Annotated in this window: 13 protein-coding genes; 11 read left to right on the forward strand and 2 right to left on the reverse strand. The window is 61.7% G+C overall.

Translation table 11 applies throughout. The features are described from left to right. Positions 1-8: 8 nt before the first annotated feature. Both NMA52_RS11745 and NMA52_RS11750 read right to left on the reverse strand, forming a co-directional pair. Positions 9-302, reverse strand: a complete 294-nt coding sequence (locus tag NMA52_RS11745) for a hypothetical protein (protein ID WP_254827860.1) — start codon at positions 300-302, stop codon at positions 9-11. 572 nt (positions 303-874) lie between these two features. Continuing rightward, complete coding sequence (locus tag NMA52_RS11750; RefSeq protein ID WP_254827861.1) at positions 875-1,240, reverse strand: BlaI/MecI/CopY family transcriptional regulator; 366 nt, start codon at positions 1,238-1,240, stop codon at positions 875-877. Positions 1,241-1,419: 179 nt separating this feature from the next. Here NMA52_RS11750 and NMA52_RS11755 point away from each other — a divergent pair, with 179 nt between their 5' ends. From NMA52_RS11755 to NMA52_RS11805, 11 genes are all read left to right on the forward strand, one after another. Then, the gene (locus NMA52_RS11755; protein WP_254827862.1) at positions 1,420-1,740 is read left to right on the forward strand and encodes a hypothetical protein; all 321 of its coding nucleotides are present in this window, start codon (positions 1,420-1,422) and stop codon (positions 1,738-1,740) included. Between the two features lie 37 nt (positions 1,741-1,777). After that, positions 1,778-3,613 carry a DNA mismatch repair endonuclease MutL gene (gene mutL, locus NMA52_RS11760; protein WP_254827863.1) on the forward strand — a complete coding sequence of 612 codons (1,836 nt, stop codon included), beginning with the start codon at positions 1,778-1,780 and terminating at the stop codon, positions 3,611-3,613. Positions 3,614-3,667: 54 nt separating this feature from the next. Next, a complete protein-coding gene (locus NMA52_RS11765; RefSeq protein WP_254827864.1) occupies positions 3,668-4,534 on the forward strand; it encodes a rhomboid family intramembrane serine protease in 867 nt (288 codons plus the stop codon). A gap of 92 nt (positions 4,535-4,626) precedes the next feature. Then, complete coding sequence (locus NMA52_RS11770; protein WP_254827865.1) at positions 4,627-5,634, forward strand: rhomboid family intramembrane serine protease; 1,008 nt, start codon at positions 4,627-4,629, stop codon at positions 5,632-5,634. A gap of 5 nt (positions 5,635-5,639) precedes the next feature. Beyond that, positions 5,640-6,683: an endonuclease/exonuclease/phosphatase family protein gene (locus NMA52_RS11775; protein WP_254827866.1), complete on the forward strand. Its 1,044-nt coding sequence runs from the start codon at positions 5,640-5,642 to the stop codon at positions 6,681-6,683. Between the two features lie 51 nt (positions 6,684-6,734). After that, positions 6,735-9,125, forward strand: a complete 2,391-nt coding sequence (locus NMA52_RS11780) for a caspase family protein (protein ID WP_254827867.1) — start codon at positions 6,735-6,737, stop codon at positions 9,123-9,125. Positions 9,126-9,175: 50 nt separating this feature from the next. Beyond that, entirely contained in the window at positions 9,176-10,384 is a 1,209-nt protein-coding gene (locus NMA52_RS11785; RefSeq protein ID WP_254827868.1) for a caspase family protein, read from the forward strand. Between the two features lie 19 nt (positions 10,385-10,403). Further along, the gene (locus NMA52_RS11790) at positions 10,404-11,228 is read left to right on the forward strand and encodes a hypothetical protein (RefSeq protein ID WP_254827869.1); all 825 of its coding nucleotides are present in this window, start codon (positions 10,404-10,406) and stop codon (positions 11,226-11,228) included. Positions 11,229-11,240: 12 nt separating this feature from the next. Continuing rightward, on the forward strand, positions 11,241-12,437 hold the full coding sequence (locus NMA52_RS11795; RefSeq protein ID WP_254827870.1) for a CHASE2 domain-containing protein: 1,197 nt from the start codon (positions 11,241-11,243) through the stop codon (positions 12,435-12,437). Then, the gene (locus NMA52_RS11800) at positions 12,430-13,404 is read left to right on the forward strand and encodes a hypothetical protein (protein WP_254827871.1); all 975 of its coding nucleotides are present in this window, start codon (positions 12,430-12,432) and stop codon (positions 13,402-13,404) included. Before NMA52_RS11795 ends, NMA52_RS11800 begins: the two co-directional genes overlap by 8 nt. After that, positions 13,401-15,011 carry a hypothetical protein gene (locus NMA52_RS11805; RefSeq protein ID WP_254827872.1) on the forward strand — a complete coding sequence of 537 codons (1,611 nt, stop codon included), beginning with the start codon at positions 13,401-13,403 and terminating at the stop codon, positions 15,009-15,011. Before NMA52_RS11800 ends, NMA52_RS11805 begins: the two co-directional genes overlap by 4 nt. The last annotated feature ends 146 nt before the right edge of the window (positions 15,012-15,157 follow it).

The following is a 15,157-nucleotide window of genomic DNA, read 5'->3' on the forward strand; positions in this document are numbered from 1 at the left end:
CCGCCGCCCTATTCTTCGAGCGTGAAGTGCACTTCAAATCCGAGCACGAAAGCCAGGGCGGGACCGGCCTCGATTGCGGGAGAAAAGCAGCCCAAATTACCGACGTCCCGCTCGATTTCTTCCGTAAAAACGTTCGGATCCCGCAGCTGGATGACAATCTCCGAGATATCCGGATCGGCGGGGGCTACGACGGTCAGTTGGGTCACGCCCTCCGCCCGGTCCGCTAGCGGTACCGTGGAGGTGTGCACGGCGGTCACTTGCCACCGGGCGGAGATCGAAAGTTGTACCCGGACCCGGGCCATTTCATTGTGCTGGTAAGCGACTGGGATAGGTGACGTAACGGTAGGAACCCTCGAGGAAGGTAGAATAGCGGCGGTCCAGTAACTCGGGAGCCGACGGATGACCCTCCGTGGCACGAAGAGTAAAGGTAGCGGGGGCCGATGTTTGTGCGTAGAAGTGGATTCAGAGCTTTGCCGTTGCAGACAACCGTCAGGAACATCAATGGTCCCCAAAAACTATAAAAGGCGCTCGAAAAAATGTCCGTGACGTAGGTGAGCTACTTCGTGTAGCAGCGCGGTCCGTTCCAGATCCGGAGGCATTACGGCCGGCAGGTACATACGGCCGGAGGCGGCGTAGGGAGAGTGAAACACAGGAATACGGATGACGGGGAATCCAGCGTACGTTTCAAAAGCGGAGGCGGCGGGGCGCAGGTGCCGTGCCATTCCAACGACCGATACCGCCTAGCCGGCGAGTGCACCGATCGCCCAAATGACCAGGGCAGTTCGTATTGCGACGGGAGGCTACGCGGTAGAATAGCAGGAGGGCCGACCAGACTATGGTGCCCCCCCGAACAAAGAATGGAGGATCAGAACGTTCATTCCTCTTCGAGTTGGCGAACGAGCGCGCTGAGCTCATTCAGGCTGAGGTTTTTATCCTTAACCAGGTAACTCACCGCGGCTCCGGCCGATCCATCGAAAAACTTGTGGATGATCCGCCCCAATCGCTGACGACCATACTCTTCCCGGCCGATGCGGGGGGTATAGACAAACGTGCGACCGTAGGTCTTGTGGGTCACGAACCCCCGCTCGTCGAGGGCCAGGATCAGCGTGGAAATGGTGCTGTGGGCGGGCTTTTTTCCGGTTTCCCACTCCACGGCACGGCGTAGGTCGGCTACGGTGCACTCGCCGAGACGCCAGACGTGGCGCATCAGATCCTCCTGAGCTCGGGTGAGTTTTGCCATGGGACGTTAATTAACGTAAATATACGTTAATTAACTTATAAAGCATCTACCCGTTGGACGGTGTCCCACCGTCCAACCGCTATAGCCGTCGGACGCTCTCCCAAACCCGCCAAACCACCCCCCTACCCGCATCTTTTCTTCCCCCCAAATTGTTAGTTTCACTCAAATAATTCGCGACCATGGCATTCTTGCGCCTCTTCAAGACCCCCAAAAATCAGCAGTTCTCCTACAAGCCCCGCTACTGGGACCCCAAGAAGGAAGAGGCGGAAGAACGGCGCCTGCGTATCGAAGCGCTGCAGAACGGCGGCGTGGATGGGATCAAGGAGCGGCTGCGCGGCGGTTTCCGCAAGGGCTCCGGGGGGGAGGCGGCCGGTCGTTACCGCAGTCAGCGGGTTCGACGGTCGAACTACAGCCTACTGATCATTCTGATCACCCTGATCGTTGTCTGCTACGTCGCCTATAAGCTGTACTTCCCTGATTTCGAACGACTGCTCGGTTAATTCTGCGTAGTTTGCCGCCGAATAGTTGCACCGCCTTATGACGGACAATCTCGTCCACCTGCTTCCCGATGCCATTGCTAACCAGATCGCCGCCGGCGAGGTCATCCAGCGCCCCGCCAGCGTGGTGAAGGAGTTGGTGGAAAACGCGGTCGACGCCGGTGCCTCCGAGATCAACCTCATCGTGAAGGATGCCGGCAAGACGCTCATCCAGGTCATCGACAACGGATGCGGCATGTCGGAAACCGACGCCCGTATGTCGCTCGAACGGCATGCTACCAGCAAGCTGCGCACGGCCGAGGATCTGTTCAGTCTCCATACCATGGGCTTTCGGGGAGAAGCCCTGGCCAGCATCGTCGCCATCGCCCAGGTGGAAATGAAGACTCGTCGCGCGCCCGACGAGCTCGGCACGAAGCTGGTGGTCGAAGCCTCCGAGGTAATTGCTCAGGAGCCGGTTGCGACGCCGGCGGGAACGAGCATCGCCGTGCGCAATCTTTTCTTCAACGTACCGGCCCGTCGCAACTTCCTGAAGAGCGATTCGGTGGAACTGCGGCACGTACGCGACGAATACATCCGCATCGCCCTCGCCCACCCATCGGTACGATTCGACCTGCACGTCAACGATCGCCTAGACCTCTCCCTTACGCCGGGCAATCTGCGGCAGCGCGTCACCGCCGTATTCGGCAAGAAGTACCGCGATCTGCTGGTACCCATCGAGGAAGCTACCGACGTGCTGAGGATCGGGGGCTTCGTCGGTAAACCGGAAGCGGCCCGCAAGACCAAGGTGGGGCAGTTCTTTTTCATCAACGATCGCTTCATCAAGAGCAGCTACCTGCACCACGCCGTCACGACGGCCTACGACGACCTACTGTCAAAGGACGCCTACCCCTTTTACGTCATCTTCCTGGACATCGACCCGGCCCGTATTGACGTGAACGTACACCCCACCAAGCAAGAGATCAAGTTCGAGGACGAGCGCCTCATCTATAACTACCTGAAGGCCACCATCCGCCACGGTCTGGGCCGGGCCAGCATCATGCCTACCATCGATTTTGAAAGTGACAATCCGTTTTCTCCCTCCCGAACCCGTATGCCCCCGCCGCGGGTGATGTCCGAGACCGGAGAGGCGCTGCCGAGTAAGATGAACTCCGACACGCCACGGACCGAATCCCGCCGCCACGAAAGCAATTTGCGCAACTGGCAGATGCTGTACGACGGCCTGGGCGAGGGCGAGGAAGTCGATACCGACACCGGGGAGATCCTGCAGAGTCGCATGGGGCAGGACGAACCCCAGGACGCGCCGCCCACCCAGGGGCGTGCGCCCTACCAACTTCACCACCGCTATATCGTGAGCGCCATCAAGAACGGCTGGCTCCTCATCGATCAGCAGGCGGCCCACGAGCGGATCCTGTACGAGAACTTCGTAGCCAATTTGCGGGATAAACCGGCCGTTACCCAACAGTCGCTCTTCCCCCAGACCATCGACCTGGCCCACAGCGACGCCGGCCTGATGACCGCCCTCCTACCCGACCTCAACAAAATGGGATTCGACCTGCAAGCTTTCGGCGGCGGGAGCTTCATCGTCCGGGGTATCCCCGCCGAGCTGGCCGGTTACACCGGCGAACTCGAACTGCTGGAGCAACTCCTACAGCAGTACAAGCAGAACGTCGACCTACAGAGCGAGGGCCACGAGCGACTGGCGCGATTGCTGGCCCGCACCGCCGCCATCAAACGGGGCACCGCCATGGACGAAGCCGAAATGCGGTCACTCATTGACCGGCTCTTCGCCTGCGACCAACCGCGCATATCTCCCAACGGGCGTAAATGCTACGTCAAGTACGAGCTCGAAGACGTCGAGCGGCTGTTTCTGTCGTAAGTCAGCGGGAACCGTCCGCCTGCTTAAAGCATTCTCACACAAAGTTTCGCCCGAATGCCACCCCTGACCCCCATTGTTAAGAATCTCCTCATCATCAACGTAGGGGTCTTCGCCATACTTTTCGTGCTTCCGTACCTGGGAGTCGATACCGGTGAGCTGGCCGATTTTCTGGCGCTTCACTACCCGACCAGCGATCGCTTCCACCCCGTGCAATTGGTGAGCCACTTCTTCGTTCATGGCGGGCTGACCCATATTTTCTTCAATATGTTCGGGCTGGTCATGTTCGGGCCCTTGCTCGAGGCTCGGTACGGGAGTAAGCGGTTCCTGATACTGTATTTGGTTGCCGCCGCCGGAGCCGTCGCACTACACTTCGGCTACACCTGGTTTCAGCTCGAACGGCTACAGGATATTCTGCTCAACTTCCAGCAGGATCCGACGCTGGCCAACTTCAACGACTTCTTCGGGCGCATCGACACGAAAGGTCTCTCGATGGACGACGGCACCCGCGTCAGTACGGTCGTCGCGAATATTCAGAACGACATCGTCCTGGCCAAGGGAGATCCCGCCCAGACCCTCCGCGACGGCGTGGGTATGATGCAGGAATACATCGACTTCAAGGCCAGCATCCCCATGGTCGGTGCTTCCGGGGCCCTCTACGGCGTGGTGGCGGCCTTTGCCATTCTGTACCCGGACTTCAAGTTGATGCTCATCTTCCTGCCGATTCCCATTAAGGCCCGCTACTTCGTGCCCGTCCTGCTGGCCGTCGATCTATTCCTCGGGATCATGGAATATAGCTGGGACCCCATTGCGCACTTCGCCCACCTCGGGGGGGCCGTTGCCGGCGGCATTCTGGCGTTCTACTGGTACAAGACCGAGCCACCGGCGGGCGCACGGCGGTGGGACCGGGGCGTACCGCGGTAAGCCGACCTAAATTCGTAGTTTGTAGGGCTTTGTCCGGGGCGGGGTAAATCTTTTCCGCCGAAAAACGTTTTACTGGTAGACCACCGCCAACTATGCTACAATCCATCTGGGACGACATCCGCCGGGAGTTCGATTATGGCAACATGATCAGCCGCATCATCATCGTGAATGCGGCCATTTACCTGTTCATCAATCTGGCGTGGGTCTTTCTTCGCGTATTCAACGGGTGGGAAACCCCGAACCTTTACCTCGACATTCGCAACTTCCTGGCGATCTCGAACTCGGGTTGGCACATGCTCACCCATCCCTGGTCGGTGATCACCCACATGTTTCTGCATGAGGGATTCTGGCACATCCTCTGGAATATGCTCTTCCTGTTCTGGTTCGGCCGCATCTTCGGCGATCTGCTGGGCGACCGGCGGGTGTTGCCGCTGTACTTCCTGGGCGGGCTGGCGGGGGCGGCCTTCTTCTTCGCCGCGGCTAACCTGACCGGCTTCGGCGGTGACGGCAGTGTCGAGCACTATGCATTCGGTGCCAGTGCCGCGGTGATGTGTATCCTCGTGTCCACCGGCGTGTTCGCCCCCGACTACAGTATCCGGCTATTTCTGCTGGGCAACGTCCGGCTCAAATACATCGTGGCTTTCGTCGTACTCATGAACGTCATCAGCCTGGGCAGCGACATCAATACCGGGGGCGCGTTCGGACACATCGGGGGTATCACCATGGGGTTTCTGTTCGCCTGGTACCTGAAACGCGGCACCGACCTCACCGAACCGATCCAGTCGGTCATCGGCGGCGTCGGTCGCCTCTGGAACAGCGTGCTGAGTCCCAGTAAGGACCATTCCCGCCGCGGTCCCCGCGCCGCCTTCCGGGGCGGCCGATCGGTCAAGGAGACGGCTACGAAGGAACGGCCCAGTTTCATGCGGCGGGCCGGGGGCGCCACCCGCACGACCACCGGCAAAACCGACGGCGGCACGAAGGGGGAAGCTACCCATCAGGAGCAGCTCGACGCCATTCTCGACAAGATCAAGGAGCGGGGATACAACAGCCTGTCTAAGGACGAAAAGGAGTTTCTGTTCCGTGCCAGCAACCGCAACTGAACCGCGTGCGTACCATTTTTTTGTGGACCGGGAACCTCGTAACCTTCGTGACCGCCTTCGGTCTGATGGCCCGCTACGTCTCGCCCCAGATATTCTGGCCGCCCGCCGTGGTGGCCCTCCTGCTGCCGGGTCTGCTGCTGCTCACCTTCGGTTTCATGATCGTGCAGTTAAGCAGGTTTCGGTGGCGCACGGCCCTCTTCCCCTTCGCGGTGTCAGTGTCCGCCTTACCGCTGCTCGGACACCTGATGGCTTTTCCCGCTACTCCGCCACCGGTCGACGCGGGGGTTCCGACGCTTACGCTGGTTACCGCCAACGCCCGTGCCTTTCGTTCCATTGACGGGGCCGATGCCGATACGACCCGCGTCCGCGACGCCGTCCGGGAATTCGGGGCCGACGTGCTGTTGCTCCAGGAAGTGCGCACCATGCGGTACCCCCAGAATTACGTTCCTTCCATAACGCAGGCGGGGAACTTTCGCCAGCGGCACCAGAAGGAGGGAACCCTGATCGCTACCTACGGCAATGCCATCACCCCCGTCAGTTCTTCCTTCACCCCGCCGAACGAATACAACGGTTTCATCGTCACCGACGTAGACTCCGAGCTGGGGCGCCTGCGCATCATCAATGCCCACCTGGAATCCAACCAGATCAGTGGCATGACCGCGGGCATGAGCGACAAGAATTCAGTGTCCCGGCGCATCGAAACGCTGGGCAATATGCTGCGTGGCTACGGCCGGACCACCCGCGTCCGTGCCCTCCAGGCCGAGGAGATCCGGCAGCTCGTGGAACGCAGTCCCTACCCGGTGGTGCTCGCCGGTGACTTCAACGACGTTCCGTCTTCGTACACCTACAATCATATTTTATCCCCCCGGCTGCGCGACGCCTGGTCGGAGCAGGGTGTAGGTCTCGGCACGACCTTCACCGGGCCACTCCCCGGCCTGCGGATCGACTACTTCATGGTGGATACCAGCCTGGCCGTCCTCGATATTGAACGTCTGCCCTCCCGCTGGTCCGATCACCGCCCCCTACGCATCACGCTCGCCCCCCGCTGATCTGCTGGAAATTGTTGTAACTTCCAGTCACTCATCCGGTCGGCCGGCACCATGACGGTACGCTTATTACACATCGCTTTCCTCCTGCTCATTCCCCTGCTTATTCGGGGGCAGGCCACTGCCGTCATTGTCGGAATCGCGGATTTTCAGGACCCCGGCATCACCGACCTGCGCTTTGCCGACGAAGATGCCCGGGCGTTTGCCGCTTACCTCCAATCCGCTTCCGGCGGGAATCTGCCCCAGGAGCGGCTAAGAGTACTGACCGATACCTCCGCTACGCTCGCCGCGATCCAGTCGGCACTAAGCTGGCAGCTCAGCGCGACCGGTCCCGGGCAGACCGCCTACCTCTACCTGGCTACCCACGGCGACGTCGAGGCCGCGGACCTGGCAACCAGTGGGTACTTACTGGCCCACGACTCTCCCCGCAGCAATTACGATCTACTGGCCCTGAGCGTCAACTTCCTCAACGATCACCTGGCCGCGCTGACCGCAAAGGAGGCCCTGCCCGTAGTGATCACCGATGCCTGTCATGCGGGCACCCTGGCCGGCGATGCCTTAGCGGGCCGCCGGCTGACCACCGCACAACTCATGCAGGGCCGGGCGCAGGAGGTGCGTATGCTGGCGTGCCAGCCCTACGAGCTTTCGCGGGAAGGAGAACGCTGGGGCGGCGGCCGGGGCGCGTTTTCCTATCACCTGCTGGAGGGGATCCGGGGAGCGGCCGACGAGGACCGCAACCGGCAGATCGATCTTTTCGAACTCGAACGCTACGTACAAAGCCGGGTGAGTGAGGATACGGAGCGGCAGCAGCATCCCGAGCTGATCGGCGCGCCGAAGGACCGGGTCCTGTTCACCGTAGCCGCTTCCGACCAGCCCGATTTCGCCCGGCAGTCGACCCAACGACTGGAGGCCAGCTTCGAGGAGGCCACCCTGGCCCTTGCTCCCCCGGAAGCCCAACGGACCTACCTGCGTTTCCGGCGGGCGCTGAGCGCGGGAGCCCTGCTCGTTCCGGAAGAGCAATCCGCCCTGGCCTACCACCGTGAGCTTTACGCGGAACCCGCCCTGCTCGCCATACGGGGATTAGTGGACGAGCGGCTCACCGTCGCCCTACTCGATTCGGTGCAACAGGCCATCGTGGCCTACCTCGATGCCGACCCCGCGGAACTCACCGACCGGGACCGGATCGACGAGAAGTACCGCATCTTCCCCCGCTACCTGGCGACCGCGGCCGCCATCCTGGGCGAGGGAGACCCCCGCATACCCAGCATCCGGGCCAAGGAAGCTTACTTCCGGGGAGTGGTATTGCGCCTCGAAGCCGACCGCCGGGGGGGCACGGACAGCAGCTACTTCCGCGCGCACGGACAACTCCTGACGGCGGTTCGCCTGGAACCCCAGGCCGCCTACCACCACAACGAACTCGGCCTTCTGCTCCAACGGTTAGCGGATCCGGAATCGGCCTACGCCAGCTTCCGGGAAGCTACCCGCCTGGCTCCTACCTGGTCCCTTCCCTACAATAACCTCGGTATCCTCCTCAAGCAAGTGGATGCCCGGGCCAACTACCGCCTGGCGGCCGATTACTTCGCCCGCGCCATCGACCTCAAACCGGACCTGGCCGGCGCGTACATGAATTTCGGCAACCTCCTCTACGAGACCGGCCGGCTCGACAGCGCGGAACTCTTTCTGCGGCAGGCCATGGAGCTGAACCCCGCCGATGCCTATGCCCGCTATAACCTGGCGCGCCTCGTCAGCGAACGCCCCGCCGGCCGGGAAGAAGCGCGCGCACTGTTCACTTCCATCATCCGGAACGGCGGCGCGCTGGTGGCCGACAGTCACCTCCAGTGCGGACGCATTTTTCTGCAGCTGGGCCGACTGGATTCCGCGGAGTTCCATACCCGGCAATCGATCGATCTGCAACCCGACCGCCGGGAGGCTTACGCCCAGATGCGGCGTATCCTCACCGCCGACCGGGGCCGGGACGAAGCGGTTACCTACTTCAGCCAGCTCATCTCCCGCCATCCGGAGTGGCCGCACGGCTACTTAAACCTGGCCCTGACGGATACGCAATCCACGGAGTGGCTACGGCAACTGCGGGGTGCCCCCCTATCGGAGTCGGACAGCCACGAACTAGCCACCCAGATCGGATTCTCCCTGTACTGGGAGGGACACTACGGGCTAGCCGAAAAAAGTCTGCGATTCGCCGTGCGGAACGGAGCGTTCGACCTGCCGGCTCGGTTCACGCTGAGCGCCTTTCTGGCGGCCACCGGGCAGGAGAAAAAAAGCCTCACCATCATCCGGGAAACCCTTCGCCGCGCCGTCGCCGACGGAAGCGCGGAGGAGTACTGCCGGCGCTTTGCCAGCAACGCTGATTTTGCCGGAGTACGCGCGATTGCCGATTTTCAACGAATTTACGGGGAGTACTGTCCCCGATTGCTGCCGTCGGATTGACCGCTTGCTCCTGCGTCCCCGCCCAAACCATGCACTACGAAAAACACGCCATGAAATACGTCCTTCTCCTACTGGGAATACTACTGCTCGGTGCCCTCCCCGGGCAGCAGACGCTGCACGTAATCACGACCATCAATCCGCATCCCGGAGAGGACATCGCCCAGGGGTGCCGCAAGGACCGGGAAAACGTTCACAAACTCTTCGACTTCGTGGCCCGCTCGCTGCACGAACGCGGGACGGGGATGACGGTACGGATGCACGCGCCGGACTACGATCCGGAAGAAGTGTATGCCTTCCTCGAAGGACTTCAAGTGGCGCCCGACGATGCCGTGATCTTCATTTATTCCGGCCACGGACTGGAAGACGTGCAGGCTCCCCGCTGGCCGTTGCTGTACTACTGTGCCGGAGGCAACACCACCCCCGACCCGGAAAGCTGCGGCTATTCCCTCGAGGAAGTCCACGAACAGTTACGTGCGAAGGGGGTACGCATGTCGCTTACGATCGGCAGCAGCTGTAACGCCGAGCCCCGTACGACCGCCGCCGACCGGGTCGTGCGGCGACTGGGGTCCCGGGAAGAAGAACTGAACGCGCTGAACGAAACGGCCTACCAGAATTTCGATCTGTTTACCCGCTACGAAGGGCACATCCTGGCTTCTTCCGCCCTGCCCGGGCAACTGGCCTACCTCAACGACGATATCGGATCGTACTACATCGATGCGCTCATCAATACGGTAGCCGAAGCGCTACAGGCCCGACAGGCCGTTTCCTGGGCGAGTATTCTGCGGCGTACCGACCGCGTGGTCCGGGAAGAATGGAAAAAAGAACAGGAAGCCCAGTTCCTCATCCAACGCGACGAGGTGGCGATGTACTCCGACGACACTCACCACTATCCGGGAGACGCGGAAAACCTGACCGGCATCGACGAAGATGAATACAGTCCGGACTGGGAAGAGAGCCTCGACGAGGAAGAAGCCCTGGAACTGCTGCCCTACTACCTGATCGCCACGCTGGCCGAACGCAGCACTGACGAACTTACCTTCAACGGGGACCTCGCCGGGCTGCGGGCCTTTTACGACTACGTCCTGGAAGTACACTACGGTCAGGCGGATGAATACTTCTGGGAAACCGCCCTATCCGACTACGCCGAGGACGAAGAGTGGTTCTACGAGGAACTCCTCTACTATTCGGAACTGCTGGACGACCTCGACCCCGAGTGGCAAGGGGAAGTGGACGACTTTTTACTCACCCTGGGCCGGTAAGCCCCTCAATCCATACACTATGAAATATCTACTTGTCCTTCTATTGTTGAGTACGACCTTGCTGCCGGCGCAGAGCGACCAACCGACCTTCGGGGGTAGCAGCGGCGATTCGGGCACCTTCACCGGTTCGAGTCCATCCGGCTCCAAGACCCGCGACAAAGGCATGGGCTTCGGTAAGAAATCGGCGGAAAACGCCAACGCCAACGAACGACTGCAACAGGCGCGGGAACGCACCCGCGAAGCAATTGAACGCGACGAGATGGTGCCGGCGAGTGAAACCGACAACTTTGACGAAGCCGTCGGACTCGGATATTACTACCTGCAGTCCGACGAAACCTTCTACGAGGCGGCCGGGTACCTGGATGCGGCGGCGGACAATCTGGACCTGAGTGACCGGGAATCCGTCCTCGGGTTGTTTACCCTGTACAGCCTACTAGCTGACCGGGCCTACACTACCGGCGACGAAGACGCGGCCAATACCGCCTGGGCTTCCGCCGAGGAGCTGATCGACGACTTCTTCGATAGTGAGCCCACGGAAGAGGATGCCTACCACGTACACCACGAACTCGGCTACGTATACTACGAGCTAGGCTTCACCGGTGCCGCCGCCTACCACTTCGACGCGGCACTCGGCTACGCACCGGACGACGCCTACCTCGCCTACATGACGGCCAGCTCCCTGGCCCTGGCGGGCGAACGGGAGGAAGCCCTGGAATTTCTCGAATTTGCGCTGAACCTGGGGCTGCTGGAGGATTACGAGGTGGACCTGGCCGAAGACGGCGACCTCGACGAGCTCCGGAGTAGTGAAGGCTACCAGTCGCTGGCCCGGGACTACGGCTTCTAAGTGGACCCCGCGTTGGCCCCTTCCCGACACGTACACGCCCTGATCATAACGGCACTCATATTCGCCCTCATCGGCGCGGTGCGGCTGGTGACCTTCAACATCCACTACTTCGACCCCTTCAACAACGGGATCCGGGACTACGAGATAACGGACATTCTCTTCTCCCAGCTACGCGATCCGGAGCGGGTGGACAGAGAGGAGCGTATCGTACTCGTACACATCGCCAGGCCCGAACGGGCGGAGGTGGCCCGGCTGCTGAACCTCATCGGCAGTCGCTCCCCCCGGGTCATTGGGGTAGATATCCTCTTCGCAGGTCGGAAGGACGCCGAGGGCGATAGCCTGTTAGCCGCCGCGATCGCCCGTAACCCCGCGGTGGTTCTGGCCTCCAATCTGGCACCCTACGACGACGAACGCAGGGGGATACCCGGCATGGTGTATTCCGATTCCCTGTTTACCCGCGAGGCCCGCAGTGCCTACACCAACTTTCTGGCGGGGACCGACCGGACGGTCCGGCTATTTAACCCCTTCATCACGACGCTGACCGGGGAGCGGGAAAGGGCCTTCGGCGTGGCGTTGGCGGAGGCCTACGACCCCAACCGGGTGGGGCTGCTGCGGTGGCGGTACGGCGACCGGCCCGTCCGGATCAACTATTCGGGAGGGTACCGGCGCTTTCTCCGGGTCGACGGTCGCGCGCTCCTGGAAACCGAGGACGAAGAGCCCCTGGCGGTTTTCCGCGACCGTATCGTGATCCTCGGCTTCATCGATAGCCAACAGCCGGACGCGCCCATCGAGGACCGCTACTTCACCCCCCTAAACGAGGCCTACACCGGGCGAAGCCTTCCGGACATGTACGGAGCGGTCATTCACGCCAACATTGTCTCCATGATCCTGGACGGTCGCTACATTTTCGAGCTGCCGCCCTGGTTGGAGGCCCTGCTGGCGATCGTCTTTACGTACGTCAATGTACTGGTCATCCACGCCATCTACCACCGGCTGCCCGATTCCTACCACGGAGTGACCCGGATCATGCAGTTGGTCGAACTATTTTGCTTTTTCTTCCTGGTGGCCTTACTTTTTTATCACTTTCGGCTGAAGATCGATTTCTCCACCGGCTTTCTGGCCCTCGTGCTGGCCTACGACATCGTGATGATATACGAAAGCTTCATCCGAAAGCGCATTCCGCTGCTCAATGCCCCCGACCATGAATAAGGTATGCATCTTGCTATTCTTGCCCCTGCTCCTGTGCGGTCAGCCCCAGGATGTCCCCCTCGTCATGTACGCCGCCGGCAAGATCGATTACGAGGGCGGGGCGTCCGGGAAGTCCATCCCGGTGTACACGGGCATCTACCTCACCGGACAGGGAAGGCTCTCCCTCGGTGAGGATGCCAGCCTGGAGGCCATCAGCGGTGACCAGTTCGTACGCCTCACCTCGCCCGGCCGCTACCCGCTGTCCGACTTGTTCGCGGAGGAAGCCCGGGAGACCGGATTCATCGATCGCTTCATCAACTTCGTGCGGCGGGGGCTGGAACAATCCGGTACCGCCGAGGACCTGGAGCGCGCGTACCAGGAAAATCAGGGCAACGCCCAGGGAAACATCAACGGGCTGGGCGACGCGGGACTCTCCGGACTACTACCCTTCGGGGGTACTCTGTTTCCCCTTCCGACCACCTTCACCTGGCCGGGCGACAATGCCGCCACCTCCTACCGGATTCGGGTGGTCGACAGCCTTACCGAGGCGGTCGTGCTCACGGCAACCACCCGGGACACTTCCCTGCTACTGGACCTCTCCGGCCTGTACCTGCAGGATAATCATCGGTATTACTGGGAGGTGTTCCCGAACGCCGCCCCCAGCAGTAGGCCCTCCCGTCTCGGCGCTCAGGCCCCGGCCGTGGCCGGCACCCGCATCTACTTTACGTACCGTGACCGGGACCGGTCGCAAGTGCTGGCGCCGGTCACCGGCCTCCCCATGTACCGGGGCACGGCCAGTGAAGCGCAGCGGCGGCTCCTCGAAGCGATGGCCCTGGAGGAAGCGGACTATCTCTACGCCGCCGACCGGGCGTACCGCGACGGGCTCGCGGAGGAACCCAATAATCCGATTATCCGCCGCGCTTACGCCGCCTTCCTCAGCCGCTGGAACCAGCGTAGTCTGGCCCGCAACCTAATCCGTACCCGATGAGACGCCGCGCCCTGCTCCTTCTCGTTATCATAACCACCTGGCTGCCCCTGGGGGCGGGGGACACCGTCATGGAGAAGGAAGCCACCGCCCGCGCCGTATTCGAACGGCTGGTGGCTGCCCGGGGGGATAACCGCAAACCGGCACCCTATTTCGTCTTCACCTCCTCCAAACGTAGCGGCGCCCGCAGTGAGGGGAATCGCGTAATTCTGGAGGAGGCCGCCTACGACTTATGCTCTTCCTTCGGCCCCGAGGCCGAGGCTGCCCTGGCCGGTATGCTTGCCCACGAGATCATTCATTACTACGAAGGCCATTCCGCAGACAATACGGCAATCGGTTTGGTCGGGGACGCGGGAGCCAGCCAACAGGAAACCGAAGCGGACTACCTCGGTGGGTTTCTGTCGTACCTGGCCGGTTATCCGGCGGCAAACGTCATGCCCCGGGTGTTGCGGTCCCTCTACGAGATTTACGAGCTGCCGGATACCCTCACCGGCTATCCCCCCCTCAGCGAACGCATCGCACTGGCCGACCGCACCTTCCGGGAGACCCGGGAACTGATCACGGTCTTCGATATGGCCAACGTGCTGACCGTACTGGATCGCCACGCGGAAGCGGCGCTGTACTTCGATTACCTTCTACAGATCTTCCCCAGCCGCGAGATTTACAACAACGCGGGACTGGTATACGTACGGGCGGCGCTCCCGTTGTTCCAGCCCAGCAGCCTTACCTACGTATACCCTCTGGAACTGGACCTGCGTTCCCGGCTATCCGGTCAGACCCGCGGGCCGGCCGTCGATTCCCTCACCCGCGCCTTTTATCTCCGGACCGCCGGCGAACACTTCGAGCGCGCACGACTGCTCGATGACGACTACGCGCCCGCCCTGCTCAATCTGGCCAGCACCCACGCACTGCTCAGCACATCCTTGGTGGAAGGAAGCCCGAATAGCCTGAGCCGGGAAATCGCCTGCGACCGGCGTACGGAGGCCGCGCTCCGGGCCCGGGAAGCGGAACGACTGGCCAACCGCCTGGGACAGTCCCTTACCGCAGCCAACGCCCGCATGATCCTCGGCATCCTGGCCGGTCTGCAGGGGGAACGGGATGTCGCGGAACGTCACTTCGCCAGCGCCGCGGAAAGCCCCCTTGCCGCGACGAACCTGTCCGTACTACGCAGCGGAAAGCTGCCGACTCCAACTTCCGGACCGCAGGCGGCCGGCTTCGTGATGGACGAACGAATCGCCGGCAACACCATGACGGATCTCCGGCTGGGCGCGGGTGCCCCCCAACAGCGGATCCAGGTGGCGCGGGGCGGAATTCCCGTTCAGTTAGCGGTCCTCCCGCCACCGGCCGAACGTACGACCTTGCTGCGGCATGCGGCCGGCGACGAGCCGCAGGAATTGATGGTCGCCTTCATCCAACCGGGTTACGACGGAACGACGGCCCTCGAAGTCGCAGCGGGCGCCGACCGGTCCGCTATCACCGCTGAGTATGGCTCACCGGCCTATTCCCAGCTCACGGCGGGGGGCGAGCTGCTCGTTTATCCGGACAGTCGGTTAATTTTTTCCCTACGGGAAGGGGTACTTACGCACTGGATTCTGTATTCAGAAGAGTAGGCTTCTCCGTACGTGGAGGGCTTGCCCGGTATGATCTACCGCTACCGCCGGCAGTGGATTAGTAAATTATTGGGTAAATTAAGGTAATCACACCCGTTAATCACCCGCCCCCGTGTCAGTACCCCGTTACGTTGTAGTAACCGTTT

Origin of the sequence: Lewinella sp. JB7 (assembly GCF_024297185.1) — a bacterium.
Taxonomy (GTDB): domain Bacteria; phylum Bacteroidota; class Bacteroidia; order Chitinophagales; family Saprospiraceae; genus Neolewinella.